Source organism: Maribacter sp. MAR_2009_72 (assembly GCF_007827235.1).
Taxonomy (GTDB): Bacteria; Bacteroidota; Bacteroidia; order Flavobacteriales; family Flavobacteriaceae; genus Maribacter; species Maribacter sedimenticola.
Genome location: NZ_VISB01000001.1, coordinates 2094055 through 2120228 on the forward strand (window position 1 = coordinate 2094055; position 26174 = coordinate 2120228).

General features: G+C 38.5%; 23 protein-coding genes. 12 read left to right on the forward strand and 11 right to left on the reverse strand.

All coding sequences use genetic code 11. From position 1 onward, the window contains the following. Positions 1-115: 115 nt before the first annotated feature. The 4 genes from JM81_RS08700 to JM81_RS08715 form a co-directional block, all read right to left on the reverse strand. Positions 116-1273, reverse strand: a complete 1158-nt coding sequence (locus JM81_RS08700; protein WP_144802388.1) for a formimidoylglutamase — start codon at positions 1271-1273, stop codon at positions 116-118. A gap of 83 nt (positions 1274-1356) precedes the next feature. After that, on the reverse strand, positions 1357-3864 hold the full coding sequence (topA, locus tag JM81_RS08705; RefSeq protein WP_144802391.1) for a type I DNA topoisomerase: 2508 nt from the start codon (positions 3862-3864) through the stop codon (positions 1357-1359). Positions 3865-4142: 278 nt separating this feature from the next. Continuing rightward, on the reverse strand, positions 4143-5411 hold the full coding sequence (locus JM81_RS08710; protein WP_144802393.1) for an LVIVD repeat-containing protein: 1269 nt from the start codon (positions 5409-5411) through the stop codon (positions 4143-4145). Positions 5412-5476: 65 nt separating this feature from the next. Beyond that, complete coding sequence (locus tag JM81_RS08715; RefSeq protein ID WP_144802396.1) at positions 5477-6214, reverse strand: hypothetical protein; 738 nt, start codon at positions 6212-6214, stop codon at positions 5477-5479. A gap of 149 nt (positions 6215-6363) precedes the next feature. Between JM81_RS08715 and miaB the strand changes: the two genes are divergently transcribed. The 8 genes from miaB (at position 6364) to JM81_RS18420 (ending at position 13397) form a co-directional block, all read left to right on the forward strand. Continuing rightward, on the forward strand, positions 6364-7809 hold the full coding sequence (miaB, locus tag JM81_RS08720; protein ID WP_144802398.1) for a tRNA (N6-isopentenyl adenosine(37)-C2)-methylthiotransferase MiaB: 1446 nt from the start codon (positions 6364-6366) through the stop codon (positions 7807-7809). A gap of 21 nt (positions 7810-7830) precedes the next feature. Next, a complete protein-coding gene (locus JM81_RS08725) occupies positions 7831-9114 on the forward strand; it encodes a sigma-54 interaction domain-containing protein (protein ID WP_144802400.1) in 1284 nt (427 codons plus the stop codon). 5 nt (positions 9115-9119) lie between these two features. Further along, positions 9120-9656 carry an LptE family protein gene (locus JM81_RS08730; protein ID WP_144802402.1) on the forward strand — a complete coding sequence of 179 codons (537 nt, stop codon included), beginning with the start codon at positions 9120-9122 and terminating at the stop codon, positions 9654-9656. 5 nt (positions 9657-9661) lie between these two features. Next, a complete protein-coding gene (locus JM81_RS08735) occupies positions 9662-10558 on the forward strand; it encodes a hypothetical protein (RefSeq protein ID WP_144802405.1) in 897 nt (298 codons plus the stop codon). Between the two features lie 6 nt (positions 10559-10564). Beyond that, positions 10565-10924, forward strand: a complete 360-nt coding sequence (gene secG, locus JM81_RS08740; RefSeq protein WP_089260664.1) for a preprotein translocase subunit SecG — start codon at positions 10565-10567, stop codon at positions 10922-10924. Between the two features lie 142 nt (positions 10925-11066). Beyond that, positions 11067-11345: a co-chaperone GroES gene (gene groES, locus JM81_RS08745; RefSeq protein ID WP_089260665.1), complete on the forward strand. Its 279-nt coding sequence runs from the start codon at positions 11067-11069 to the stop codon at positions 11343-11345. Between the two features lie 111 nt (positions 11346-11456). Continuing rightward, positions 11457-13091, forward strand: a complete 1635-nt coding sequence (gene groL, locus JM81_RS08750; RefSeq protein ID WP_089260666.1) for a chaperonin GroEL — start codon at positions 11457-11459, stop codon at positions 13089-13091. A gap of 102 nt (positions 13092-13193) precedes the next feature. Then, entirely contained in the window at positions 13194-13397 is a 204-nt protein-coding gene (locus tag JM81_RS18420; protein ID WP_186435552.1) for a hypothetical protein, read from the forward strand. A 125-nt stretch (positions 13398-13522) separates the two neighbouring features. Here JM81_RS18420 and JM81_RS08760 read toward each other — a convergent pair whose 3' ends face one another. The 7 genes from JM81_RS08760 to JM81_RS08790 all read right to left on the reverse strand — a co-directional run bounded on the left by JM81_RS08760 (position 13523) and on the right by JM81_RS08790 (position 21482). Continuing rightward, positions 13523-13879 carry a heavy-metal-associated domain-containing protein gene (locus JM81_RS08760; RefSeq protein ID WP_144802408.1) on the reverse strand — a complete coding sequence of 119 codons (357 nt, stop codon included), beginning with the start codon at positions 13877-13879 and terminating at the stop codon, positions 13523-13525. Positions 13880-13896: 17 nt separating this feature from the next. Then, complete coding sequence (locus JM81_RS08765; RefSeq protein WP_144802410.1) at positions 13897-16182, reverse strand: TonB-dependent receptor; 2286 nt, start codon at positions 16180-16182, stop codon at positions 13897-13899. A 21-nt stretch (positions 16183-16203) separates the two neighbouring features. After that, positions 16204-18696: a heavy metal translocating P-type ATPase gene (locus JM81_RS08770; protein ID WP_144802413.1), complete on the reverse strand. Its 2493-nt coding sequence runs from the start codon at positions 18694-18696 to the stop codon at positions 16204-16206. 60 nt (positions 18697-18756) lie between these two features. Then, the gene (locus JM81_RS08775; protein ID WP_144802415.1) at positions 18757-19590 is read right to left on the reverse strand and encodes an NHL repeat-containing protein; all 834 of its coding nucleotides are present in this window, start codon (positions 19588-19590) and stop codon (positions 18757-18759) included. Further along, positions 19590-20219: a heavy-metal-associated domain-containing protein gene (locus JM81_RS08780; RefSeq protein WP_144802418.1), complete on the reverse strand. Its 630-nt coding sequence runs from the start codon at positions 20217-20219 to the stop codon at positions 19590-19592. The genes JM81_RS08775 and JM81_RS08780 overlap by 1 nt, the downstream gene beginning before the upstream one ends. Before the next feature lie 24 nt (positions 20220-20243). Continuing rightward, positions 20244-21014, reverse strand: coding sequence for a hypothetical protein (locus JM81_RS08785; RefSeq protein ID WP_144802420.1), 771 nt, complete (start codon positions 21012-21014; stop codon positions 20244-20246). A 63-nt stretch (positions 21015-21077) separates the two neighbouring features. Beyond that, positions 21078-21482, reverse strand: a complete 405-nt coding sequence (locus tag JM81_RS08790; protein ID WP_261375002.1) for an HYC_CC_PP family protein — start codon at positions 21480-21482, stop codon at positions 21078-21080. A 222-nt stretch (positions 21483-21704) separates the two neighbouring features. Between JM81_RS08790 and JM81_RS08795 the strand changes: the two genes are divergently transcribed. The 4 genes from JM81_RS08795 (at position 21705) to JM81_RS08810 (ending at position 26072) form a co-directional block, all read left to right on the forward strand. Beyond that, a complete protein-coding gene (locus JM81_RS08795) occupies positions 21705-22799 on the forward strand; it encodes a hypothetical protein (protein WP_144802423.1) in 1095 nt (364 codons plus the stop codon). A gap of 113 nt (positions 22800-22912) precedes the next feature. After that, positions 22913-23362 carry a GAF domain-containing protein gene (locus tag JM81_RS08800; RefSeq protein WP_089260673.1) on the forward strand — a complete coding sequence of 150 codons (450 nt, stop codon included), beginning with the start codon at positions 22913-22915 and terminating at the stop codon, positions 23360-23362. 92 nt (positions 23363-23454) lie between these two features. Next, positions 23455-24987, forward strand: a complete 1533-nt coding sequence (gene purH / locus JM81_RS08805) for a bifunctional phosphoribosylaminoimidazolecarboxamide formyltransferase/IMP cyclohydrolase (RefSeq protein ID WP_144802426.1) — start codon at positions 23455-23457, stop codon at positions 24985-24987. Positions 24988-25043: 56 nt separating this feature from the next. After that, positions 25044-26072, forward strand: a complete 1029-nt coding sequence (locus JM81_RS08810) for a rod shape-determining protein (RefSeq protein ID WP_027066022.1) — start codon at positions 25044-25046, stop codon at positions 26070-26072. Positions 26073-26174: the final 102 nt, after the last annotated feature.

The following is a 26174-nucleotide window of genomic DNA, read 5'->3' on the forward strand; positions in this document are numbered from 1 at the left end:
TTAAATTTCGATTATGGTTTAACTATAGAATACAATGGTTTATTCTAACATCTAAAACTATGTTTTAAATAAAATATTGTATTAAAGTCTTTTAATGCTTTAAAAATATTCTCGTTCAATTAAAGCCTTTCTTATAGGCCTTGTACCACCTTTCAGGAATCTGTTGATTACATGCATCTACATAATCCTTCTCGGTGCATGGTAATAACGCAGGTGTATGACCTTTAGTATGTGAAGTGTAAATAGATGGTACTTCTGTCCACCATCTTTCTGTTAACAAGCTTTTATAAAAGACCAATTCTTCGTCTTCGCTAGGTACGTTGTATTTGACAAAATCGTCTGATTTGGAGTAAGGAGACTCTTGAATCCTGTAATTGATTCCTTCTATGAAGTACCATATAATCTGGGCAATTAGCTGCTGGGACTGGACATTGTTGTCCATTTCATAAATTCCAAAAACCGACACCTTATCGCTAAGCCCGGCATATCTTGCAATGGTACAAATTTCACGGCCATCAAAACCATTTGGCGAAAAATTGGCAGAATGGGATAATTCACTCGCCTTAACGGCACGCAAATCCAAACTCACCATATGCGCATTTCTTAATACGGGTTCCGCCAAGGTAAGATCATTGGCCACTTCCCCTAATCTGTAGGCATCAAAAAACAAGCGTTCCATTAAATCAATTTCCTCTTGGGCATTGAAATAACTTTGATAACCAATATTTGAAAAATTAAAAAGATTATTTGGCTTATCCGTAATAATCTTGCTCATATAGGAATGTGACGAGATCAATTCATCATCAATGCCAAAATCAAAACGACTGTCAATGGCCACCAAATTGATCATATCCTTAATACCATCAAATGCCCTGTAAGCCGGATAGGTAATATCTTGTGTTGCGCCAAGGATAATGGGAATGATTTGCTCTTCCAACAAGCCCGCTACTACTTCCTTTACTACAAAATAAGTGTCTTCAACCGTAGCACCTTCCTCTATATCACCCAAATCTACCAGAGTGGCGTTCCAATTACCCACCAAAAGTTTATACAATTGTAACCGTATACTGGAAACGTCCAATTTTTCATGCTTTTTTTCATAAGCATTCCTGGATTCCCTAACCCCTAAAAATGCAACGGTGGCATTCGCCAATACGGGCAATCCGTCATTTTCAGTGTGTATATAGGTGTTTTTACCAATGGCTTGGTTGGGCAGCAACTCATTGTGGGCCAAAACCTTGTCCTGCACCGGAACTAAAAAATCAAAGGCCATGTAGTAATCTTTATTTTGGGTTGTACCTTAGGTTAACTGTTTTGATCTCCATGAAAATACTACTATTTCCATGAACAAAAATATTATTTTTTTGTTTTTGGTTTTGCCTTAGGTTTCGCTTTTGCCTTTGCCTTCTTTTTAGGGGTTTTCTGCTCGATCAATTTTTGAGCCTCCTCCAGGGTAATCTTTGTAGCATCGACCGTTTTGGCCAATTCTACCTTGATCTTTCCCTTGATTATGTTATGACGGCCCCATCTTGCCTTTTCTACCCGTATACCTTCTTCTTCCCAATTATGGACTACCTTGTCAATCTCTTTCTGCTTTTTGGTCTCTATCAGCTCAACAATATCGTCCTTGGAAAGATGATCAAAATCATACTTTTTATTGACATTGATGAACATGCCGTTCCATTTTATAAATGGTCCAAATCTACCGACGCCCTTGGTGACCTCTTTCTCCTCGTACATGGCAATAGGTGCATCTGCTTTCTGTTTTGCCTGTATCAGCTCAATGGCCCTATCCATTTCTATATCAAAAGCACTTTCACCTTTATCCATGGAAATGAATTTCTCCCCAAATTTAACATAAGGCCCAAACCTGCCCACATTGGCCAAAACTTCTTCTCCCTCATAAACACCCAGCCTTCTTGGTAATTTAAACAGATCCATAGCCTCTTCAAAGGTGATGGTGTTTAGAGAATGTTCCGGTAACAGACTGGCAAAAGTTGGTTTCTCCTCATCATCAACGGTTCCTATCTGTACCATAGGTCCAAATCTTCCCAACCGGACCGATACTTGCTTACCGCTTTTAGGGTCTTTGCCCAAAATTCTTTCTCCGCTGGCCCTATCCGCATTTTCTTCTACATCAAGCACATTGGGATGAAAATCCTTATAAAAGTTTTTCATCATCTTTTTCCAATCCTCTTCACCTGAAGCTATTTCATCAAAATCCTCTTCTACCTGCGCGGTAAAATTATAATCCAAAATATTTGCAAAATTACTTACCAAGAAATCGGTAACGATCATGCCAATGTCCGTTGGCACCATTTTTCCTTTATCCGACCCTACATTTTCGGTAAGATTCTTTTCTTTAATCTGATCGGCCTGCAAAACCAATTGTGTGTACTTCCTTTCCGTACCTTCTACAGTGCCTTTTTCCACATACCCTCTATTTAGAATCGTAGAAATCGTAGGGGCATAGGTAGACGGTCTACCAATACCCAATTCTTCTAATTTCTTTACCAATGAGGCTTCCGTAAAACGGTATGGCGGACGGGTAAAACGCTCCGTTGCGCTAATAAAATTATTGATCAGACGCTCCCCTTCTTTCATGGCCGGAAGCATACCTTCCTGTTCTTCCGCCAAATCCTCATCATCTACACTTTCCATGTAAACTTTTAGAAAACCATCAAATTTTATGACCTCACCATTCGCGGTAAATTCTTCCGTATGTGTATTTGCCTTGATTTTTACATTGGTGCGTTCCAACTGTGCATCGCTCATTTGCGATGCTACGGTACGTTTCCAGATCAGGTCATATAATTTGGATTGATCTCTTTCCAAAGATGGGGATTGATTTCCCATATCCGTTGGCCTAATGGCCTCATGCGCCTCTTGGGCTCCTTTGGACTTACCTACAAAATTTCTGGTCTCACTATATTTTTCACCGTAATTCTTTACAATTGCCTCCTTTGCCGAAACCAACGCTTCGTTAGATAGGTTAACACTATCCGTTCTCATATAGGTAATTAAACCTGCTTCATATAAACGTTGGGCCACCTGCATGGTTCTCCCAACCGAAAAGTAAAGTTTTCTAGATGCTTCTTGTTGTAAGGTAGATGTTGTAAATGGTGCAGAAGGCGACTTTTTTGCCGGTTTCTTGTCCAATTTACTTACGGAAAAATCGGCCGCTTTGTTTTGCTTTAAAAATGCTTCCGCTTCTTCCTTGGTAGAGAATGTCTTGTTAAGTTTGGCGGAAAAAACGCTACCGGCCTCAGTTTTAAACTCGGCCGCTATCTTGAAAGAGGCCTGGGGTTCAAAACCCTCTATATCACGCTCACGCTCAACAATCAAACGCACCGCTACTGACTGTACACGCCCAGCAGAAAGTCCCGGTTTAATCTTTTTCCATAAAACGGGCGATAATTGATACCCTACCAAACGATCTAAAACTCGTCTTGCCTGTTGCGCATTTACAAGGTTAAAATTAATCTCACGCGGATTTTCTATGGCTTTTTGTATAGCCGCCTTGGTAACCGAGTTGAAAACGATCCTTTTTGTTTTCTTCTTATCAAGACCAAGCTCTTCTGCCAAATGCCAGGAAATAGCTTCTCCTTCACGGTCCTCATCACTTGCAAGCCATATGGTTTCCGCTTTATCGGCAAGTCCCTTAAGTTTTTTAACCAAGGCTTTTTTGTCCTTGTCCACTATATATTTTGGTGTGAAATCATTTTCGACATCCACTCCCAATTCCTTAGAGGGTAAATCCGCTATGTGCCCAAAGCTTGATTCTACCTTAAAATCCTTTCCTAAAAACTTCTCAATAGTCTTGGCCTTTGCAGGAGACTCAACAATTACTAAATTTTTCGCCATCAACCTTGTTTATACCTACAAATGTATACTAAAATTTAAACTTTGGAATTTCAAACATTTATTTCTTCCTGTTATTTATTAGAACTACGGCCATAAAATCATTTTTTTACTATTTAAAAAAAATTAGTCCGCCATTTTCATTATTTCCTATTTTTTAAAATGGACGGACTATTGCCACAACATAAAAATTAACTTGGCCACTACCTTCCACGACCTCAAAAAGCATAAAAAAAGGAAGTCAATGGCTTCCTTTTACTTTCTATATTATGGTAAAGTGGCTACAGCTCCAAAGTACTTAACAACTTAATATCATTGTCCAAATATTCATATTGATATAACGTTTGGTCCCCAATCATCAACAAACTAGAAGATAATGGAATTACGTCATAAGCTACAATATCTTTAAAATGGCTGACCATGGTAATATTTGGAGCATTGCTTTTATCATACACTTTTAAACCGGCCCCGCCATCACAAATAAACAATTGATCTCCTTTTACCCCTAAACCATTTGGTCCTTCCATAGGATAAATAACCTTAAGCTCGGGGTTTTTTAAGTTAGAGACATCTATAATATAAAGACCACTTTCCGTACCGCCACACATGTTACCCCCTTTGAGGGTTACGTATGCATAGGTACCATCTACCACTACAGGATCACAAGCGGTGCCATGCCTAAATTCGGAAATAAACTCAGGTTTTTCCGGATCTTTGATATCATAAATATACATTCCTTGCCTGCCACCCAAAAACAGTATTTCACCTTGGTTAAATATGGTTTCAATATCCCAGCCCACCTGCACGTCTTCCAGGACCTTAGGTTGCTCCAAATCCGCAATGTCGAAAATATTTAAATCGCTATAATCTACCACATATAAATAATTCCCAATAATTTTAAAACGGGCCAAAGAACCGCCCTGGCCCACCGTACCTTGCTGGGAATTCAACGTATTTTCGGACACAAAGGCCAAATCACAATTGTCACAGTTAAATTGTTTCTCATAATCGGCAACGGACCTTCTCTCCATGTTAACTTCCCAGCCAACCACAATATCCTTGTCATAATCAATATCCCCATATTCATAAATATCCGCTTGGGGAAAAGTTACATTGGTCATCCAAACACCATTATTATAAATGGCATTCTCCATTCTACTGATCAAACTAATTGCATTGATATCCGATATATTGAACACCACCAAGTCTCCATAACTATCCGCATATAATTTATCATCCTTTATGGATATATCATTATTGCCTTTCAGTTTTATAAAAGCGATACGCTCTGGATTTTGAGGTGAGGAATTATCTATTACATGAAAACCTAAGCCCACATCATTGACAAAAATATAGTTCTTATAGGCATATACTTTTCCTGAAGACACTACAGGTATCGGCTCCATAATATCTATGGCCTCTGCCTTGAACGAAACAGCATTCTTTAGAATAGGACGTGCCACTAAATAATCTTCATATGGACCATCATTGTCACATGAACTGAATACTGCCAATACTACTAGAAATACTACTAAGATTTTTGAATTCATGGTCTTGGTTATTTAAACATTTACCATAAGATGCTAAAATTCAATATTAGTTGCGTTGCGCAACATTAATTTAAATAAGTATCCTCCTCAAAACCAACACCGTCCTTGTACATAAAATAGGCGGGCACCTTGCTGAACATTGCAGTAAAAAAAATCCCTACACAGCATAACAACAATCCCAATTCAGCTACTATACCCGCAACCAATACCAATAAAAATATGATTAGCCAATTCTTGTTTCCCAAGATGAAACTTGCTTTCACCATACCAAATGCAGATAATTCGTTGGAAAAAGCCAAAAAGGCGGGCAATAGTGAAAGCGGAACAATGACATAGAACAACCCTACACCGCAGGCCAGCATTCCTAAAAGTGCAACACCCATAATATATAGGGCAAGTATAAATACTTTACCAATTCTGCCTTCCCTAAAAAAATAAAAATAGTCGTCAATACCATCTTTTTCTTCATCCTTTTGCCTACAAATCCTTAAGAAAGCCGCATTAATTGCCAGACTAAAGGTGCTTACCCCAATAATTACTATAGGTGACAAAATACCCATTGCAACCGTAACCATAGGTGGTAGCTCATCATGCTCCAAAGCATATGGGTCAGTGATACCTGTGGCAATCATGGGAATATAAAGTATTATATAAAAAGGAAGTATTGTCAAGAACGTGAGCAGTAAGGCAATAAAACCCTGAACCCATATTTTTTTAAACAATTCTATAGATCTATTGAATATACTTCCAAATTCCAAATTTGGTCTAGACTTTATTTCAGTAATTTTTTTCTCTAAATTCATGTTATAGCTGGTTGTTGTGTTACCAACAAATTTAAAATATTAACGGTTCCAAAGCCTAAAAATACCCTAAATAAGTATGTCAACTTGTCATATTTTTGATTATAATGGTATCTTTGCCAACCAAATATTTTTGTGAAGTAATAAGTAGAATGGAGAAAACCATAGATGAAAAGGTGCAAGGCACAACACTGGCCGTAGCAGCTAGAAAAGAAAACAAACGCAACTTGTTCATAGAGAGTTACGGTTGTGCAATGAACTTTGCTGACAGCGAGATCGTTGCATCTATCCTGGCCAACGAAGGTTTTAATACTACACAAGTATTGGAAGATGCAGATTTGGTCCTTGTAAATACTTGTTCTATTAGGGACAAGGCAGAGCAAACAATACGTAAACGATTAACGGAATATAATAAAGTAAAAAAATCAAGACCTCATCTAAAGGTCGGTGTTCTTGGCTGTATGGCAGAGCGTCTAAAAGATAAACTTTTGGACGAGGAAAAGATTGTAGATATGGTTGTGGGGCCAGATGCCTACAAAGACTTGCCCAATCTAATTAAAGAGGTAGACTCTGGCAGGGATGCTGTAAACGTTATACTTTCAAAGGACGAAACCTATGGAGATATTGCCCCAGTAAGGCTGAACACCAATGGGGTTACCGCCTTTGTTTCAATCACTAGGGGATGCGATAACATGTGCACCTTCTGTGTAGTACCCTTTACCAGAGGAAGAGAACGTAGTAGGGATCCGCAGTCCGTTTTGGCAGAAATCAACGAACTATGGAAAAAAGGATTTAAGGAAATCACCCTTTTAGGACAAAATGTAGATAGCTACCTATGGTACGGTGGTGGACTAAAAAAGAATTTTGAGAACGCTTCCCCAATGCAAAAAGCGACAGCCATCAACTTTTCCAAACTTTTGGAAATGGTAGCCTTGGCACAACCCAAAATGCGCATTAGATTTTCTACATCAAACCCGCAGGATATGACTTTGGACGTGATCAAAACCATGGCCAAATATAAAAACATATGCAACCATATTCATTTACCGGTTCAAAGTGGAAGTAACCGTATTTTAAAGGAAATGAACAGGTTACACACCATTGAGGAATATTTTGAGCTGATCGATAATATAAGGGAGCTTTTGCCAGATTGCGCCATTTCCCAAGATATAATTTCCGGCTTCCCTACGGAAACGGAAGAAGACCATGCCGCCACGTTAAAAGCCTTGGAATATGTAAAGTATGATTTTGGGTATATGTATGCCTACTCCGAAAGACCGGGAACGTTGGCAGGAAGAAAGATGGAGGACGATGTACCCGAACCTACCAAAAAAAGACGCCTATCTGAAATAATTGCGCTGCAAAGGGAACATTGCCAATTTAGAACGGAAAAGCATGTGGGTAAAATCCAGGAAGTCCTTATTGAAGGAACGTCAAAGAAATCTGAAAATGAATGGATGGGCAGAAACTCACAAAGTACGGTCGTGGTATTTCCTAAGGAGCATTATACGATCGGTGATTTTGTCAATGTCAAAATTCACGATTGTACCTCTGCAACACTAAAAGGTACTGCGTTAGATTATTCCGAAAACAATTAAATTAGTACAGAGCCATTTTCTATGGAAAGCATACAAAGTATAAAACAACGTTTTGAAATCATAGGTCAAGACCCTAAGCTCAATAGGGCATTGGAGAAGGCTATGCAGGTTGCCATTACGGATATTTCCGTCCTGGTTACCGGTGAAAGTGGAGTTGGTAAAGAGGCTATTCCAAAGATCATTCATTCCTTGTCCCATAGAAAGCACGCCAAATATATAGCGGTAAACTGTGGCGCCATACCGGAAGGAACTATAGACAGTGAACTTTTTGGACATGAAAAAGGGGCATTTACCGGGGCGACCCAAACCAGAAGCGGTTATTTTGAGGTCGCGGACGGCGGAACTATTTTTTTAGATGAAGTTGGCGAACTGCCCTTGACCACCCAAGTTAGGTTATTAAGGGTATTGGAAAATGGAGAATTCTTAAAAGTAGGTTCCTCCCAAGTCCAAAAAACCGATGTTCGTATTGTTGCGGCCACTAATGTCAATATGTTCGAGGCCATTAAAAAAGAACGGTTTAGAGAAGATCTGTACTATCGTTTAAGTACCGTTGAAATAAATATTCCCCCATTACGCGAACGTCAGGGAGATGTACATTTATTGTTCAGAAAATTTGCGTCTGACTTTAGCCAGAAATATAAGATGCCAACCATTAGGCTAGATGAGCAAGCGGTATCCTTACTGAATAAATATAGATGGCCAGGAAATATTAGGCAGCTTCGTAATATTGCCGAGCAAATTTCCGTATTGGAAGAAAATAGGTCCATTACCGCAGCTACCTTGAGCGGGTACCTGCCCAATAACACCAGTACCAATTTACCTGCGGTAGTCTCCAACACCAAAGCAGAAAGCGATTTCAGCAACGAGAGGGAGATTTTATATAAGGTATTGTTTGATATGAAGGGCGACCTGAACGATCTTAAAAAATTGACCATGGAATTGTTGAAAAACAACGATTCACAAAAAGTACAAAAGGACAATGAGAACCTGATCCGTAAAATTTATGGAAACGACGATGAGGAGGATATAGATCTGGACCAAGACTCCCAAGAAGAAACCAACTTAAATGTATTGCACCTACCTGAACCCAAGGAGGATCACATCCTTACTTCGGATGCATACGAGGACAAATACCATTTTGCCGAAGAGATAGAGGAAGAGGAAACCTTGTCCCTACAGGAGAAAGAAGTAGAACTGATTAAGAAATCCTTGGAACGCAACCGTGGCAAAAGAAAGGCGGCAGCGGCAGAATTAGGCATTTCAGAACGAACGCTCTATCGAAAAATTAAACAGTACGATCTTTAGAACTTATGAACATATTTACAATTAAATACATAAAAAAGGCTTTTATTTTCTCATCGCCCCTAGTATTACTATTAGGTTGTGGTATCTATAACTTTACGGGCGGTAACGTGGGGGAAGCCAAAACCTTTCAAGTAAATTATTTCCAGAACTATGCAACCCAGAGTCCGGGTTCTACTTTTGAACCGGGCGTAGATAGGGATTTTACGCTGGCCTTGCAGGATAGGATCATGAACCAGACCAGTTTGGACCTTATTACTTCCGGTAATCCAGACCTTTTATATGAAGGGGAAATAACCGAATACAAAATTTCACCCATGTCCGCCACTGCACAGCAGACCGCAGCACAAAACAGGCTTTCTATGCGCGTGAAGGTTAGATTTTACAACCGATTAAAAGAAGATGCAGCTTTTGACCAAAGTTTTTCGTTCTTTTATGACTATCCTGCCGATGTGCAGTTGGCATCCATAAAGAGTGAAGCGCACGAAGTAATATTTGAACGACTTACACAGGATATTTTCAACGCATCATTGGCAGACTGGTAACCTATATGAACGTAAAGGATTTTACATATTTTCTAGAACATCCTACCAAAGTAGTAGAACCGATCCACACAAAACATCTGGAGGATATTATTGCGGAATACCCTTATTTTCAAGCGGCACGTGCCTTACATTTAAAAGGACTTAAAAATCTTAATAGTTATAAATACAATAAGGCATTAAAGACAACGGCAGCCTTTACCACTGATCGCGATGTACTTTTTGAGTTCATCACCTCAAAGGATTTTTTACGGTATGACCATACGGATAATACTGTAATTATTGAACCGGAATCTAAAGTAGAGCCCCCAAAGGAACCAACTGCCCCTTTAATTGAAAACTCCGAGGACAAACCCTTACCACAGGACGCCACGGATGCCGAGCATATTCTAGACCCGGAATTGTTCCAATCCAAACCTACAACGGTTACCAAAGAAGAAGAAACCTTGGAAATAGGTAAACCGCTAACATTTAATGAAAAGGAAAAATATTCCTTTTCTGAATGGTTGAGCCTTGCTTCAAAAAAACCAATAAGCACCACAGGAGCGGAACAAACCAGTTCTACCGTAAAAGCTGAAAAGGTGCCTGAGAAAAAAGCTAAACCAGTTCAAAAGTTAGACGCCATAAAAAAGAAAAAATTTGAGCGCATAGACAAGTTTATAGCCAGCAATCCAAAAATAGACCCTACGGAGCAAAAAGGAACCAAACTTGATATCTCCAACTCTATAAAGATAGACAAGAACGAGCTGATGACAGAAACGCTGGCAAGGGTTTATCTTGAACAAAAGAAGTACAAAAAAGCCATACAGGCCTTTAAAATTTTAAGTTTGAAATATCCGGAAAAAAGTAGTTTCTTTGCAGACCGAATTAAGGCAGTAGAAAAAATTCAAAAAGATAATAAATAATATAGGATGAGTACATTTTCAATATTTTTAATCCTTATCATCGTCGTTTGCTTGTTATTAGTGTTGGTGATTATGGTACAGAACCCAAAAGGTGGCGGACTTTCCTCTTCTTTTGGTGGTGGTGGAACGCAAATTGCAGGCGGTGTCAAAAAAACAGGCGATTTCTTGGATAGAAGTACCTGGACATTGGCTGGTTTGTTGATCGTTCTTATACTTGCTTCCAACATTGCGCTTAAAGGCAATTTTGGCACTTCGGATTCAAAATTATTGCAAGGCGATGATATTGAAACTGTTGTTCCCGAAACTTTGCCTGAAGAGGTTACACCGGTAGAAACGGAACAAGTAACGCCTACGGACAGTTTATAATCCAAAAGATAAATTATAATAAAATGCCAGCTTCTGACAAGCTGGCATTTTTTGTTTACAATTTGTCAGTAAATAGGCAATGGCATAATTTCTGCCTGTAGAGACGTACACAAGTTAAAAATCAATTTAAAATTTAATAATTATGGCTAAAGTTAATATCAAACCATTGGCAGACAGAGTACTTATTGAGCCAATGGCCGCTGAGACTAAAACTGCGTCTGGACTTTACATTCCTGACACTGCAAAAGAGAAACCGCAAAAAGGTAAAGTTGTTGCCGTGGGACCAGGAACAAAAGATGACAAAGTTACCGTTAAGGTTGGTGATACCGTACTTTACGGAAAATATGCCGGGACCGAACTTAAATTGGAAGGAACCGATTATTTGATGATGAGAGAAAGCGATATTCTTGCCATCATCTAGTATTTTTCAGGAATCGATTAAATTGTTTTAAAGTAAAAAAAATTTAAACCATTACTTTACTTGTTATTCCTAGCTTTAACAGGTAAGAACTAAAAACTAAAATCCATAAAAATGGCAAAAGACATAAAATTTGACATAGATGCAAGAGACGGCCTTAAAAGAGGCGTTGATGCTTTGGCAAATGCAGTAAAGGTAACCTTGGGACCAAAAGGTAGAAATGTTATTATCAGCAAATCATTTGGCGCTCCCCAAGTAACAAAAGATGGTGTTACCGTTGCAAAAGAAATTGAATTAGAAAACCCATTGGAGAATATGGGTGCACAAATGGTTAAGGAAGTTGCTTCCAAAACCAACGACCTTGCCGGTGACGGTACTACTACCGCAACCGTATTGGCGCAAGCAATCGTAAAAGAAGGATTAAAGAACGTTGCCGCTGGTGCTAACCCAATGGACTTGAAAAGAGGTATAGACAAAGCTGTTGAGGCTATCGTTGCAGATTTGGCAAAACAAGCCAAAAAAGTAGGTGATTCTTCTGAAAAAATTAAGCAAGTAGCCTCTATTTCCGCTAATAACGATGAAACTATTGGTGATTTGATCGCACAAGCTTTTGGCAAAGTTGGCAAAGAAGGTGTAATTACCGTTGAAGAAGCCAAAGGTACCGATACATATGTAGACGTTGTAGAAGGTATGCAGTTTGATAGGGGTTACCTTTCTCCATATTTCGTTACCGATTCTGAAAAAATGGTTTCTGAGCTGGACAGCCCTTACATCTTGTTGTTCGACAAGAAAATTTCTTCAATGAAAGACTTATTACCGGTATTGGAGCCAGTTGCACAATCTGGTAAGCCTTTATTGATCATTGCCGAAGATGTTGATGGTGAAGCATTGGCTACGTTGGTAGTGAACAAATTAAGAGGTTCTTTAAAAATTGCCGCGGTTAAGGCACCAGGTTTTGGTGACAGAAGAAAGGCAATGTTAGAAGATATAGCCATCTTAACAGGCGGTACCGTTATCTCCGAGGAAAGAGGGTTCTCTTTGGACAACACTACGCTAGATATGTTAGGTACTTGTGAAAAAGTACAGATTGACAAGGACAATACTACAATCGTAAATGGTGGTGGTGTTGCAAAGGATATCAAAACAAGGGTTAACCAGATAAAATCTCAAATTGAGACAACAACTTCTGATTACGATAAGGAAAAACTTCAAGAGCGTTTGGCCAAGTTGGCCGGTGGTGTTGCCGTACTTTACGTAGGTGCAGCTTCTGAAGTTGAAATGAAGGAGAAAAAAGATAGGGTTGACGATGCATTGCATGCTACAAGAGCTGCAGTGGAAGAAGGTATTGTTGCCGGTGGTGGTGTTGCTTTGGTAAGAGCAAAATCAGTTCTTTCCAAAGTTTCTACGGACAATGAAGATGAGGCCACTGGTCTACAGATCGTAGCCCGTGCCATAGAAGCTCCATTAAGAACTATCGTTTCTAATGCTGGTGGTGAAGGATCTGTAGTAATCGCAAAAATACTTGAAGGTAAAGGTGATTACGGTTATGACGCCAAATCTGAGAAATATGTTGAGATGATGAAAGCCGGTATCATAGATCCTAAGAAAGTGACAAGGGTAGCCTTAGAAAATGCCGCTTCTGTTGCCGGTATGATCTTGACTACGGAATGTGCCTTGACCGATATTAAGGAAGATGCTCCTGCTATGCCTCCTATGGGCGGCGGTGGCGGTATGCCAGGCATGATGTAGGTCGACAGCGTCGACAGGCAATTATTTGCTTGTTCTAACAGTTTATATTTTTTTTTAAAACCGCTCTTGAAATATCAAGAGCGGTTTTTTTTGATTTTAAATATGATCAACAAAAAAACCACCTTCTTTATTTACAGAAGGTGGTTTTCATGTCCAAATGGTAAGCCTACCTGTAGGCTAGTTACCGACTACTTCTTTCTAGGAGCAGCTTTTGGAGCAGCCTTTTTTCCAGCTTTTGCCGGAGCAGGCTTTGCAGCTGGTTTCCCTGCTGATTTTGCTTGTGCCATTAGTATAGAATTTAAATAAATCTATGCTAATGTATTTCACAATTTGATCCGTGATAATTTCGTTGGCAAAATATTAACTAAAACTTTTTTAGCAATTTCAAAGCATAGCCATAACCTCAATAAACATAAAGGTTTCCATCACTTTTAATGATGTGCGCCATCATCAGAATTATCCTCCCGGTACTTGCAACAAGGGTGTACGCTATTGTATGCCTCATCAGTAGCCTTTAATTCCTTTGTATCATGGCCAACGGCAACAATTGCGGTCTTTATTTTCATGGCATCTGTCTTTCGCTCGTCCATAATTATATTTAACTGATGCGTGGGTATATCCCAATTGGCATACTTTACCCCTTTCACGTTCAACGCAGCTTCCTCAATACGCTCTTTACACATGGCGCATTTACCATTCACATCAAAAGTCATTTTCTTATTCTTGTCCTGTGCATAGGTTACCACAGCAATTAATATCATTGCAATGGATAAAATAGTTGTTTTCATAAGTATAAATTTACGTGTTAAAAAATTTTAAATCTAAAGCCGCCATAAAACATTCTACCCATTATTGGCGCATATACAATGGTTGTATCAAAATTTGGACCAAAAGGATTATCAGCGCCCAATACAGGATTAGTTTGCTGCACATCCGAAAGGTTTTCACCACCCACATACACTTCAAATGAATTAGAGAATACTTTTGTCACTTGAGCATTCATTAGATTATATGTTGGGGAAAAAGCAGGTAATTGGTATTCCACCGGGTTAGCACTTGTATCTGGCAACCGCGCTTCTCCAAAACTATGAAGGGTATAATCAAATTTCCATTGTGCACCATTATCCTTAGCCTCGGTCTCATACCCTAAATTAACAAAAAATCGATGTTGTGCTTGTAATGGTTTCTGTAGATTTCCGCTTATATAATCTGTAGATACATCATAATACTTATATGATGTTCTAAAATTAAGACGGGTCAAAAGCTCATAATTTAATTCTACTTGAAAACTTTTAGCACTACTCTCTCCTTCCAAATTATAAAATGAAACTTCTTGCGGATTTTCCCAATCCACCACCACTTGGTTTTCAAAATCCGTGATGTAATAATCTAAAGAAATATCTCCCTTTTTATTCAAAAAATTAAATCCCTGCAGAAAACTAACTCCATAATTCCATGCATCTTCTGACTCTAAACCATACACGTCGCCACCCGAACCTGCAATATTAATTTGTCTAGCAGAGGCGAACAATTGCTGATTTTCGGCAAAAATATTTGCAGCTCTCTTTCCTCTACCAAATGATCCTCGTAGACTTCCTCTATCCCATGGGGTATATCTAATGTGAAATCGTGGTGTTACAAAAGTTCCCAATCGATTATGATTATCTACGCGTAATCCGGCAGTTAAACTTACCTTGTCCAAATTCTCGTAACTATACTCAAAAAATGCTCCTACCGACCTATCTTCCCTAGAATAATCATCAGTAGTCACCACCTCATCATAACCGTCATATGCAAAAGAAATTCCGGTTTTAAACTTATTTCTTGTATCCCCTATTATAGAATTAAAAAGAAGACTGGAATAAATGCTTTCATGGCTAATATCATATGTTCTAAAACCAAAATACGAATCTTGCTTATGCAGACTATAGGCTGTCTGAAAACCAAAACTTTGAAACGGAAGTTCAGGAAAAACATAACCCAATTTTAACGAGGTATCAAACCTGCGGGTATTTATCTCACTACCCCACACTTCGGCTCCGCTCAGCGCAGGAACTTCGGCTCCGCTCAGTGAACCACCATTATCAACTCTATCTGTATTAGGATTAAAATCTACTTGCCCTACTTGTTTCTCATCATTCAAAAAACGAACATTTAAGAAACTTACAAAACCTGTTTCAGGATTCTGATACTGCCAACGGTTCATCACATTTATTTGCTCCCCCAAAGGCGCATCTAAAAATCCGTCTTCATTATTATCTTCTTTTTGAGTTCTCGTATTTCCATGAATATATAATCCTGTACTCAATTTATCCGTCAGCTTTTTATTAAAATGTGTATTCAATTCATAACGCCCATTCTGATTGGCATATCCATTTACAAAAACTGCATTATCGGTTAACGGCTTTACCAACTCGGTATTAATCTGACCTGATATACTTTCGTAACCATTCACCACACTACCAGCACCTTTTGTAATCTGTATACTTTCTATCCACGTACCTGGCGTAAATGTTAATCCATAGGCTTGAGATGCACCACGTACCATAGGAATGTTTTCTTGGGTAATCAACAAATACGGACTCGTTAATCCTAACATTTGAATTTGCTTGGTTCCCGTTAGTCCATCAGAAAGGTTTACATCGATAGACGGATTGGTTTCGAAACTCTCTGCCAGATTACAGCAAGCGGCTTTTAACAACTCATCACTGTTTACTGTAATTACATTCTGCGGACTAAAATATGTTTTCTGTATAGCATCTCTTTCCTGCTGAACAACAACCTCATCTAATTCATTAGATGGCTTAAGAGTAACTCGTATTGTTTTTGGAGCATTTATAGTCAGTGTATCCGATTCAAAACCAACATAACTTATAATCAATTTATTGAACTCTTTCAGATATGGAATTGAGAATTTACCATCGAAATCTGTTACCACCCCAGTTTGCGAATCTTGCCAATAGACATTAGCCCCAGAAAGACTTAATGCATTAGATGCGTCAGAATCGAAAACAACACCTTCTACTTTTTCCTGAGAAAAACTAAAATAAGGCAACATGCACAAAAGCAATACTACTATATATTTATTCATTTAATATTCAATTCAATTTGATTAATCAATTTTCACCGTTCGCAATCGCAATGCATTGGCAATTACCGAAACAGAACTAAAACTCATCGCTAAAGCCGCAATCATTGGAGAAAGCAATAATCCAAAAAATGGATATAGCACTCCCGCCGCAATTGGTATACCTACCGTATTATAAATTAAGGCGAAAAATAAATTCTGTTTTATATTCTTCATAACCGCATTACTAAGGTTATATGCTTTTACAATTCCATGTAAATCTCCTTTTACCAAAGTAATTGCAGCACTTTCAATGGCAACATCCGTTCCCGTACCCATTGCAATACCTACATCGCTTTTAGCCAGAGCAGGCGCATCATTAATACCATCTCCTGCAACAGCTACCTTTCTTCCTTCAGATTGTAAACGCTCTACCTCAGCCAATTTATCCTGTGGTAACATACCTGCCTTAAAATCTGCCAGACTTAATTGTTCCGCTACTGCCTTTGCCGTATCATGATTGTCCCCGGTAAGCATTATCACTGCAATACCAGCTTTCTGCAACTCTTCAATAGCTTTTTTGCTCGTCTCTTTAATTTTATCTCCGATTGCAACAAAACCAACTGCCTTATCACCAATTGCCAAGTAAGAAACTGTTTTTCCAAGTTTTTGACGAGAAACTACATCTGCCTTTAAACTATCTAAAATGGATACTTGAACCTCATTCATCATCTTCTCATTACCCAAGGCAATAAATTCACCATTTATTTTCCCAGTGACGCCCATACCTGTAACCGAATTAAAATCTTCAACTTTTAAAACATTTACATTATTCGCCTTTCCATACTTTACAGTTGCATCTGCCAAGGGATGCTCACTTTGCTGATTTAATGAAACAATATATTGCAATACCTTTTCCTGATTAATCTCAGAAATAACACCCACCTTTTCTACAGATGGTTTTCCTTCCGTAATTGTACCGGTCTTATCTACAATTAGCGTGTCAATTTTGTCCATTCGCTCTAAAGCTTCTGCATTTTTTATCAGCACGCCAGATTGAGCTCCTTTACCCACACCCACCATTACGGACATTGGGGTAGCCAAACCTAGGGCACATGGACATGCTATTATCAATACAGCAATAGCATTTACCAAAGCATATACATAAGCAGGTTCTGGACCAAAAATGACCCAAACAATAAAGGTGATTACAGAAATGAACACCACAGCAGGCACAAAATAACTTGAGATTTTATCCGCTAATTTTTGAATTGGCGCCTGGCTACGACTTGCCTTGTTCACCATATCAATAATTTGGGAGAGCAACGTATCTGAACCAACCTTCTCTGCTATCATCACAAAAGAACGCTTACCATTAATTGTCCCAGAATTTACTGTATCACCCTCTACTTTTTGTACCGGAACAGGTTCGCCCGTTATCATAGATTCATCAACCGTACTTTCCCCTTCATGCACGCTTCCATCAACAGGTATTTTATCACCAGGTTTCACCCTAAGCAAATCTCCTTTTACTATGTTATCTATTGCAATAGTTTCCTCTTTTCCATCAACGATTCTAATCGCCTTATTGGGCGCTAATTTTAAAAGTTCTTTAACCGCAGAATTAGTTTTACTATGTGCACGAGCCTCTAATAACTGCCCGAACAAGACTAGAGTCAATATAACCGTAGCTGCCTCAAAATATACATGAACCGTACCTTGATCTGTCTTAAACTGTGGAGGAAAAAAATCTGGGACCAAAATAGCAAATACACTAAATAACCACGCTACACCTGCTCCAATACCAATCAACGTAAACATGTTCAAATTCCATGTTTTTACAGAACGATAGGCACGTTCAAAAAACATCCAAGTTGCATAAAACACCACAGGGATTGATAGTGCAAACTGCACCCAATTCCAGTTTCTTAGGCTCAAAATATTATGAAGCGGATTGTTCGGTATCATTTCTGACATTGCTATAATAAAAATGGGCAACGTAAAAGCCACCGCTATTTTAAACTTTTTCAAAAGCTTATTATAACTTTTCTCTTCAGCAGAAACATCAGCTTGCTTTGGCACTAAATCCATACCACAAATAGGGCAATCACCCGGTTCATCACGAACCACCTCAGGATGCATTGGGCACGTATATTCTTGACCTTTATGAATCGAGGCACTTGCCTCTTCTACCAAATCCATACCACAAACCGGGCAATCGCCAGGCTCTGTATAGGTTTTATCTCCCTCGCAATGCATGGGGCAATAGAAAACACCATTTCCATTATCTATTTTCTTGGGTTTCACTTCTTTGTGTTGATGCCCTCCTAATTCATGAATTGAATAATGACCACCATCTTCTTTCATGGCATTTTGCAAAGTAGCTAAAGTCAATTCTGAATCCATTTCTAAAGTAGCTTCAGCTTTTTCTAAATTTACAGAAGCACTGGTTACACCATCAATATTCGCCAATGTCTTTTCTACATGAGACCTACATCCATTACAGGTCATGCCCACTATAGTATATGTATGTTTCATACCTTTTATTATAATTATTTTATAAATCTGAATACCTATTTAGATATCCTATTTGACCTTTTAATTCTTCACAACAACTGGCTGTTTATCAAAAATATTAAGCTTGCCGTTTCTATAATTAATTACATACAGCATATCGTCTTTGATCATCATATCCGTTGGTTTTTCTATTTGGTCTTTTAACACCTGTAGCAACTCACCAGTCTTACTTAAAACCAATACCCGATTGTTTTCAAAATCAGTTACAAACACTTCATCAACCGAAACAAAAATCCCTGTTGCCGCATTCATCTTTTGATTTTGACCCATCATTTGAAGAAAACCGCCTTTTTTATCGAACACTTGTACTCGATTATTATAGGCATCTGCTACCCAAATCTTATCCGTGGTAATCTGTACATCTGTAGGATAATAAAACTCCCCTTCTGCTTTTCCTTCTTTACCAAAGGAAATCCAGCTTTTGCCATCAAAATAGAGAATTCGATTATTGTAAAAATCTGCAATTGCCCGTTCATTTTCATAAACAGAAACTCCCGCAGGTGCATCCAATGAATCTGAAACCTGCATTATGAACCTCCCTTTTTTATCAACCGTTTCAATAACATCTTTCCCATATTGAGGAATAAAAATTGTCTCCTTTATAGCATCAATATGCATTGGTCTGTCTAATGAATCTACAGTTTCCGTGATTTTGCCTTCTGTATCAATTTTCACCAAACGGTTATGATCGCCATCTGATAACCAAATAGCTCCATTTACCTGAGTTAACCCAATAGGATTCACCCCATCTAACAGAAGAGTTCTAGACAACACCCACTCTTTAGGAACAGGTGCTTTTTCTTTACAAGCAGACGCAAAGACTAAAACGATGAGTAAACATATACTTTTTCTCATTATTTATAGCTTAAACGTTCGTACTTACAACATGCTGGTAAATTTCCATAATCATCGGTATGTGCTTGATGATTTTTGGTATCATGACCTGCAACCGCAACTTGCTTTTCAATTTTTTCAAGAGAAGTTAATCCCGCATCAAATGAAACCTTCATGATTTTGGTATCCTTATCCCAAGAAACGGCAGAAACACCTTGCACAGATTCTGCAGCTTTGGTTATTCTAGCCTCACACATAGCACAATTACCGGCTACCATTACATTTTTACTTACCGTGCCTTCAGACTTTTTAGTCATTTCACTCGCAGATGATTCTTCAATTTCACCATTGGCACGTTCAACTTTTGCGGTAATTGGCGTGTAACCCGCTTTTTCAACTTGCTTCTCTACATCAACTAGTGTTAATGCTTTTTCCGCTGGATAAGAAAAACTAAAGTCTCCTGTTTCAATATCTATCTTCACATTCTTAATACCTTTAAACTCCTTGAATTTCTTCTCAAGTCCATATGCACAAAACGGACAGCCTAGACCATCTACCTGCACCATAAACTTATCCTTACCATCTTGTGCAACCGCACTAAAGACAACCATTAGCGTTAACAACGCCGATATAATTATTGATTTTTTCATTATTTTATGTTTTAAAAATTTTTATTAAAATGAATATCTAGAACCTAAAAACAGGCTATAGTTTAATTTACGACCTGCTTCAATATCGTTTACCAAAGGCACCTGCACAGCTAAGTCGAACGTAACATTCTTTCTTGCATACTGGATACCTTGTGCGTACAATAATTGATACCAATCACGCTCTACCAGCCAAGAGTTGGTATATTCAAAATACAGATTGATTTGTTTATTAGGATACTGTGGCTTTAACAATGGAAGACCAAAACCAATTTTATGGGTCAACGCATCCAAGCTACCATCGGGCACCCAATTATAGCCTAGTTCGTTAGAAATACCATATTTGAGCGATTCGTAACCTGCAACAATACCATAATATCCCGCATATTTGCCCGTACTTAAATCCATTACGTCCAATTCTTTACCAGTAGGCAGTGTTTGTAAAGTTTTGGCTACCATTCTAAAAGTCTTGCCCGTACCATCTTTTCTAAAGAATTGATATTTACCCATTATTTTAATATCCGCTAAACTGCTACCACTCGGTCCGTTTTCGATATCATAATTTATATACGGTAAATGTATTGCCACCAAAGAATTAGAAGTTGGCAAATAATGTAGCATTACCGGAACATAGGTGAAATCACCTCTTTCCGTATGCCGTATCTCTGTTAAGGTTTTTGCAGTAAAACTACCGCCACCCAACATAATGGGTTTATCGGCAGTAATAGGAGGACCTTGTGCCTCACAATATTGTATCCCAAATAGGATAATGGCTAAAAGCCAAGTAAAATTTTTCATTGAATGTTAGATTTGATTCAAAAATGTGTGAACGCAAAAAAGCGACGTATAACACGTTTTAAATCAAATCAAAAAAACTTGGTGCAGTATGTTCAAATCCTCTGCCAATATAGGCGGCGGATAAGAATCAAAAACAACTTCCTTATCCGTAGACTCTTGGAACAAGTTTAAATAAGAAGTTGTGAAGGAAATTAAGAATACTTGTTGAGAGAAATCTAAATTGAACGTATCATGGTTTAAATCATCTTGACCTTGCATGGTAAAAGATTCATCATCACAACAATGCTTTTCATATTGCGATGCATCATCCAATAAAGCCAAACCAGCTTCCATACCGCAATCTTCGGCGGAATGAAAAAAGGCTATATCCAAAACACGGCCCATGCATAAATGTTTTTCTACCGTCCATGAAATAGTGGACAGCAGCAACAGCAATGCCATTGCAACGGAAAAAAATTTATGTAGCATATTCCTCATCGCGGTAAAATTACAAAATAATCAATATTTAACATCCTTAATACCATTTCTTTAACGAAACATTGTAGAACCTATTTCCATTTTCCCGTTTTACACATTAAAAAAACCCATAAGCGTATACGATTAGCAGTGATTTTAAGTTTAAAGAGTAACACAAAGATTAAATAACCATTATTAACATTTAAAAACACTAATCATTTTAAATTAAAAATTATGAGAAAACAATTAAAGTATACCTTTTTAATATGCACCATTGCTTTATTTATAGGCAGTTGTAGTTCTGATGACGGCTCTGTTTTTGACACACCTATTCCTGACAATACCGATGGGGCGGACGATGGCGACAATGAAGAGCCGGAAGTGGCCACTTTGGTCTTTAATGAGGCAGACCCATCTAACAATCAAATATCAGCATCTGCCAATGGTGAAGTAGGCACTACGGTACCGGGCAGGGTTATTTTTACATCAGATGCAACTACACAGCGCAGAATGTATATTACACAAAATATTTCCGGACAAGGAGAAATGCCATTTAGCGCGTTTGATCTTGTCAGTGAAGATTTAAGTAAAGTTTTAAAACCTGACGGATCTATAGATTTAGATGGCGCATCCAAAAAAGAAATTGATTTTACATTTTCCCTACCGGTGCCGGACATTGATAACGGAGAGATCGTCTACACTTTTTGGACCACAACAGGAAAAGGAGATTTTAGGGATACCACCAAAAGATTGGCTTTAGGTGCAGGTACCATTACCGTAACGGTCGGAACAGGAACCAACCCTACTGCAGAGGTAAGGGAATTTAACGAAGTAAAATTGTTTGCCCCGGATGTGAACGGAAATACGGAAACTTTCTTTTCCCTTTTAAACGAAACGGTCTATAAGGTTAATGTAGGTCGCGAATTTAGGGCGTTCTGGGATTTTGGATATTATTATGGTGCCTCTGGCGTATCTGCAGATGACAATGCTTCCTTTTCTTCTACAGAACAGTATGATGCTAATTTTGGATTTCCGGTAGAAGGACTTCAACCAGGTGAAGACGAGGAAAATGCGGAAACAGAAACTCTTAACCAAATGTTCTTTGCGTCTTCTGATTTGGATGCAACGGCCTTTGATGCAATAACCCTTTCTGGGGAGCTTGATTTCATTGCTAGTTCAGATACCCAAAAAATTACCAATCTTAGCGTTGGCGATGTGGTAGAGTTTGTAGATAACTATGGTAAAAAAGGGTTGATCAAGGTTACTGCGATCCAACCAGGATTTGGCAATAATGACTTTATTGAATTCAGTGTCAAGATACAGCCATAACCCAACAAAATATAAACAAGTCTTAAAGAGAGGATGCGTAAGGCATCCTCTCTTTTATTTTAAAAAAGACAGGGCTTATTGCATACAATATGTATTTTTGCCAAAAAAAAAATATGTTCAGCTCACTACGCCCTCAAGTTAGTTCCATTATAGACTCCAACACCACCAAAGAAGCCAAAATGCAGGCCATTTGTGAACTTTTAAAAGAAGAGGTTCCTCATTATGACTGGGTAGGTTTTTATTTTAAAAATGGCGATAAGAGAGAATTAAAACTTGGACCATACGCGGGAGAACCTACGGACCACACCATTATTCCTTTTGGAAAGGGCATTTGTGGGCAAGTAGCCGAAAGCAACGAGAATTTTGTTGTACCCGACGTACAGGCCCAGGACAACTACATTGCTTGCAGTATTACCGTAAAATCCGAAATTGTAATACCCATGTTCGTCAACGGAGAAAACATTGGACAAATAGATATTGACTCTAACACCCCCGATCCCTTTACCAAGGCAGATGAGGCTTTTTTGGAATTCGTAAATTTTGAAGTGGCCAAAATTCTTTAAAACTTTAGTCCTTTTGTTGATAAACTAGCTCATTTAATACGTGTAAAAAAATTACTTTTGCTTGCTTATTAAAAACATTTAAGCACCATACAATGAGCAGTGTAAAAAAAGCATCTTCAGCCTTAATTTCAGTTTTCCATAAAGACGGTTTAGAGCCAATTGTTAAGAAATTCCAAGAATTGGGAATTACTATTTACTCTACCGGAGGTACTGAAAAATTCATTAAAGATTTAGGAATAGATGTTGTTCCCGTAGAAGATGTCACCAGCTACCCGTCAATACTTGGTGGAAGGGTAAAAACCTTGCACCCAAAGGTTTTTGGCGGTATTTTGAACAGACAGGATAACGAAAGTGACGCTGCACAATTGGCGGAATTTGAAATTCCTCAAATAGATATTGTCATCGTAGATCTTTACCCATTTGAAAAAACGGTTGCAAGTGGTGCTCCAGAACAAGATATTATAGAAAAAATTGATATTGGCGGTATTTCGTTGATCCGTGCGGCGGCCAAAAACTTTAAGGATGTAATCTGTGTCTCCTCCATGGAAGACTATACCGACTTTTTAGAGGTTGTTTCTGCCGATAACGGAAATATTAGCTTAGAGGACAGAAAGCGTTTTGCCGCAAAAGCATTCAACGTTTCCTCACATTATGACACTGCTATCTTCAATTACTTTAACCAAAACCATGACCTAGCGGCCTTGAAAATCAGTGAAACTCAAGGTAAGGTATTGCGCTATGGAGAAAATCCGCATCAAAAAGGATTCTTTTTTGGTGATTTTGATGCCATGTTCTCCAAACTACACGGTAAGGAATTATCCTATAACAATTTATTAGATGTTGATGCTGCGGTAAACTTAATGCTTGAGTTTAAAAACGACGAACCAACTTTTGCCATTCTAAAGCATAACAATGCTTGTGGACTTGCACAACGCAATTCCTTGCACCAAGCGTACGTAGATGCTTTAGCCGGAGACCCAGTTTCCGCTTTCGGAGGTGTTTTAATCAGCAACAAGGAAATTGACAAAGCTACTGCCGAAGAAATTCACAAATTATTCTGTGAAGTGGTCATAGCACCAAGCTATAACGCGGAGGCTTTGGAAATATTGAAAGGAAAGAAAAACAGGATTATCCTAATACAGAACGATGTTGAAATGCCACAAATGCAGGTAAGAACTTGCTTAAACGGTATGTTGTTACAGGAAAAAGACCATAAAACAGATTCAATCCAAGATTTAGCCAATGCTACGGATACAAAGCCAACAGATCAAGAGTTGGAAGATTTAATTTTTGCATCCAAACTTTGCAAACACACAAAATCCAATACTATTGTCCTGGCCAAGAACAAACAACTTTGCGCAAGCGGTACCGGACAGACCAGTAGAGTTGATGCATTGAACCAAGCCATTCATAAAGCACAGTCGTTTAATTTTGACCTCAACGGTGCTGTTATGGCCAGTGATGCATTTTTTCCTTTCCCAGATTGCGTTGAAATTGCGGACAAGGCCGGTATTACCAGTGTAATACAGCCTGGTGGTTCTATCAAGGACCAATTAAGCATTGATTATTGCAATGAACATAAAATTTCAATGGTGATGACGGGTACGCGTCATTTCAAGCATTAATTTCATTACTTTTGTCGATGAAATACACCCTTTTATCTAAAATTTAAACATCACATATGGGATTTTTTGATTTCTTGACCGAGGAAATAGCTATAGATTTAGGTACAGCGAACACCCTTATCATCCATAATGACAAAGTTGTTGTCGATAGCCCATCCATCGTTGCCAGAGATAGAATTAGCGGAAAAATTATTGCAGTTGGTAAGGAAGCCAACATGATGCAAGGAAAAACCCATGAAAACATTAAGACCATTAGACCGTTGAAAGATGGTGTAATTGCAGATTTTGATGCATCTGAAAAGATGTTGATGATGTTTATTAAGAACATACCTGCATTAAAGAAAAAATGGTTTCCACCAGCATTACGTTTGGTAATTTGTATTCCTAGTGGTATTACCGAAGTAGAAATGCGTGCGGTAAAAGAATCTGCTGAACGTGTTAACGGTAAAGAGGTATACTTAATTCATGAACCAATGGCTGCCGCAATAGGTATTGGTTTAGATATTATGCAACCAAAAGGTAATATGATTGTAGATATAGGTGGTGGTACCACTGAGATTGCAGTTATAGCATTAGGAGGTATCGTTTGTGATAAATCGGTTAAAATTGCAGGTGATGTCTTTACCAATGATATCATTTACTACATGCGTACGCAACACAATTTATATGTAGGCGAAAGTACTGCGGAGGCCATTAAGATAGAAATAGGTTCCGCGACGGAAGATTTACAGTCCCCACCAGATGAGAAATCGGTGCAAGGGCGCGATCTGTTGACCGGTAAACCAAAACAAGTTCAGATTTCCTATAGGGAAATTGCAAAGGCCTTGGATAAATCCATCCTACGTGTAGAGGATGCCGTTATGGAAACTTTATCCCAAACTCCGCCAGAATTGGCTGCGGATATCTATAATACCGGTATATATCTTGCCGGTGGTGGTTCCATGCTAAGAGGACTTGATAGGAGGTTATCCCAAAAAACAGATTTACCCGTATATATTGCAGAAGACCCGTTACGTGCCGTTGTACGTGGAACCGGTATTGCATTAAAAAATCTAGAACGTTATAAAAGTATTCTAATCAAGTAATATTTGGTTATTTTTAAAGGGGCAATTGGTATTTAGGCCAGCAAAGCTTTTTAAATTGCCCAAGACCATATCACAATGATTAACGAACGATTTCTAAAATTT

Coding starts and splice junctions, on each gene's coding strand:
- JM81_RS08700 (WP_144802388.1), bottom strand. CDS start 1,273: ATGGCCTTTGATTTTTTAGTTCCGGTGCAGGACAAGGTTTTGGCCCAC.
- topA (WP_144802391.1), bottom strand. CDS start 3,864: ATGGCGAAAAATTTAGTAATTGTTGAGTCTCCTGCAAAGGCCAAGACT.
- JM81_RS08710 (WP_144802393.1), bottom strand. CDS start 5,411: ATGAATTCAAAAATCTTAGTAGTATTTCTAGTAGTATTGGCAGTATTC.
- JM81_RS08715 (WP_144802396.1), bottom strand. CDS start 6,214: ATGAATTTAGAGAAAAAAATTACTGAAATAAAGTCTAGACCAAATTTG.
- miaB (WP_144802398.1), top strand. CDS start 6,364: ATGGAGAAAACCATAGATGAAAAGGTGCAAGGCACAACACTGGCCGTA.
- JM81_RS08725 (WP_144802400.1), top strand. CDS start 7,831: ATGGAAAGCATACAAAGTATAAAACAACGTTTTGAAATCATAGGTCAA.
- JM81_RS08730 (WP_144802402.1), top strand. CDS start 9,120: ATGAACATATTTACAATTAAATACATAAAAAAGGCTTTTATTTTCTCA.
- JM81_RS08735 (WP_144802405.1), top strand. CDS start 9,662: ATGAACGTAAAGGATTTTACATATTTTCTAGAACATCCTACCAAAGTA.
- secG (WP_089260664.1), top strand. CDS start 10,565: ATGAGTACATTTTCAATATTTTTAATCCTTATCATCGTCGTTTGCTTG.
- groES (WP_089260665.1), top strand. CDS start 11,067: ATGGCTAAAGTTAATATCAAACCATTGGCAGACAGAGTACTTATTGAG.
- groL (WP_089260666.1), top strand. CDS start 11,457: ATGGCAAAAGACATAAAATTTGACATAGATGCAAGAGACGGCCTTAAA.
- JM81_RS18420 (WP_186435552.1), top strand. CDS start 13,194: ATGATCAACAAAAAAACCACCTTCTTTATTTACAGAAGGTGGTTTTCA.
- JM81_RS08760 (WP_144802408.1), bottom strand. CDS start 13,879: ATGAAAACAACTATTTTATCCATTGCAATGATATTAATTGCTGTGGTA.
- JM81_RS08765 (WP_144802410.1), bottom strand. CDS start 16,182: ATGAATAAATATATAGTAGTATTGCTTTTGTGCATGTTGCCTTATTTT.
- JM81_RS08770 (WP_144802413.1), bottom strand. CDS start 18,696: ATGAAACATACATATACTATAGTGGGCATGACCTGTAATGGATGTAGG.
- JM81_RS08775 (WP_144802415.1), bottom strand. CDS start 19,590: ATGAGAAAAAGTATATGTTTACTCATCGTTTTAGTCTTTGCGTCTGCT.
- JM81_RS08780 (WP_144802418.1), bottom strand. CDS start 20,219: ATGAAAAAATCAATAATTATATCGGCGTTGTTAACGCTAATGGTTGTC.
- JM81_RS08785 (WP_144802420.1), bottom strand. CDS start 21,014: ATGAAAAATTTTACTTGGCTTTTAGCCATTATCCTATTTGGGATACAA.
- JM81_RS08790 (WP_261375002.1), bottom strand. CDS start 21,482: ATGCTACATAAATTTTTTTCCGTTGCAATGGCATTGCTGTTGCTGCTG.
- JM81_RS08795 (WP_144802423.1), top strand. CDS start 21,705: ATGAGAAAACAATTAAAGTATACCTTTTTAATATGCACCATTGCTTTA.
- JM81_RS08800 (WP_089260673.1), top strand. CDS start 22,913: ATGTTCAGCTCACTACGCCCTCAAGTTAGTTCCATTATAGACTCCAAC.
- purH (WP_144802426.1), top strand. CDS start 23,455: ATGAGCAGTGTAAAAAAAGCATCTTCAGCCTTAATTTCAGTTTTCCAT.
- JM81_RS08810 (WP_027066022.1), top strand. CDS start 25,044: ATGGGATTTTTTGATTTCTTGACCGAGGAAATAGCTATAGATTTAGGT.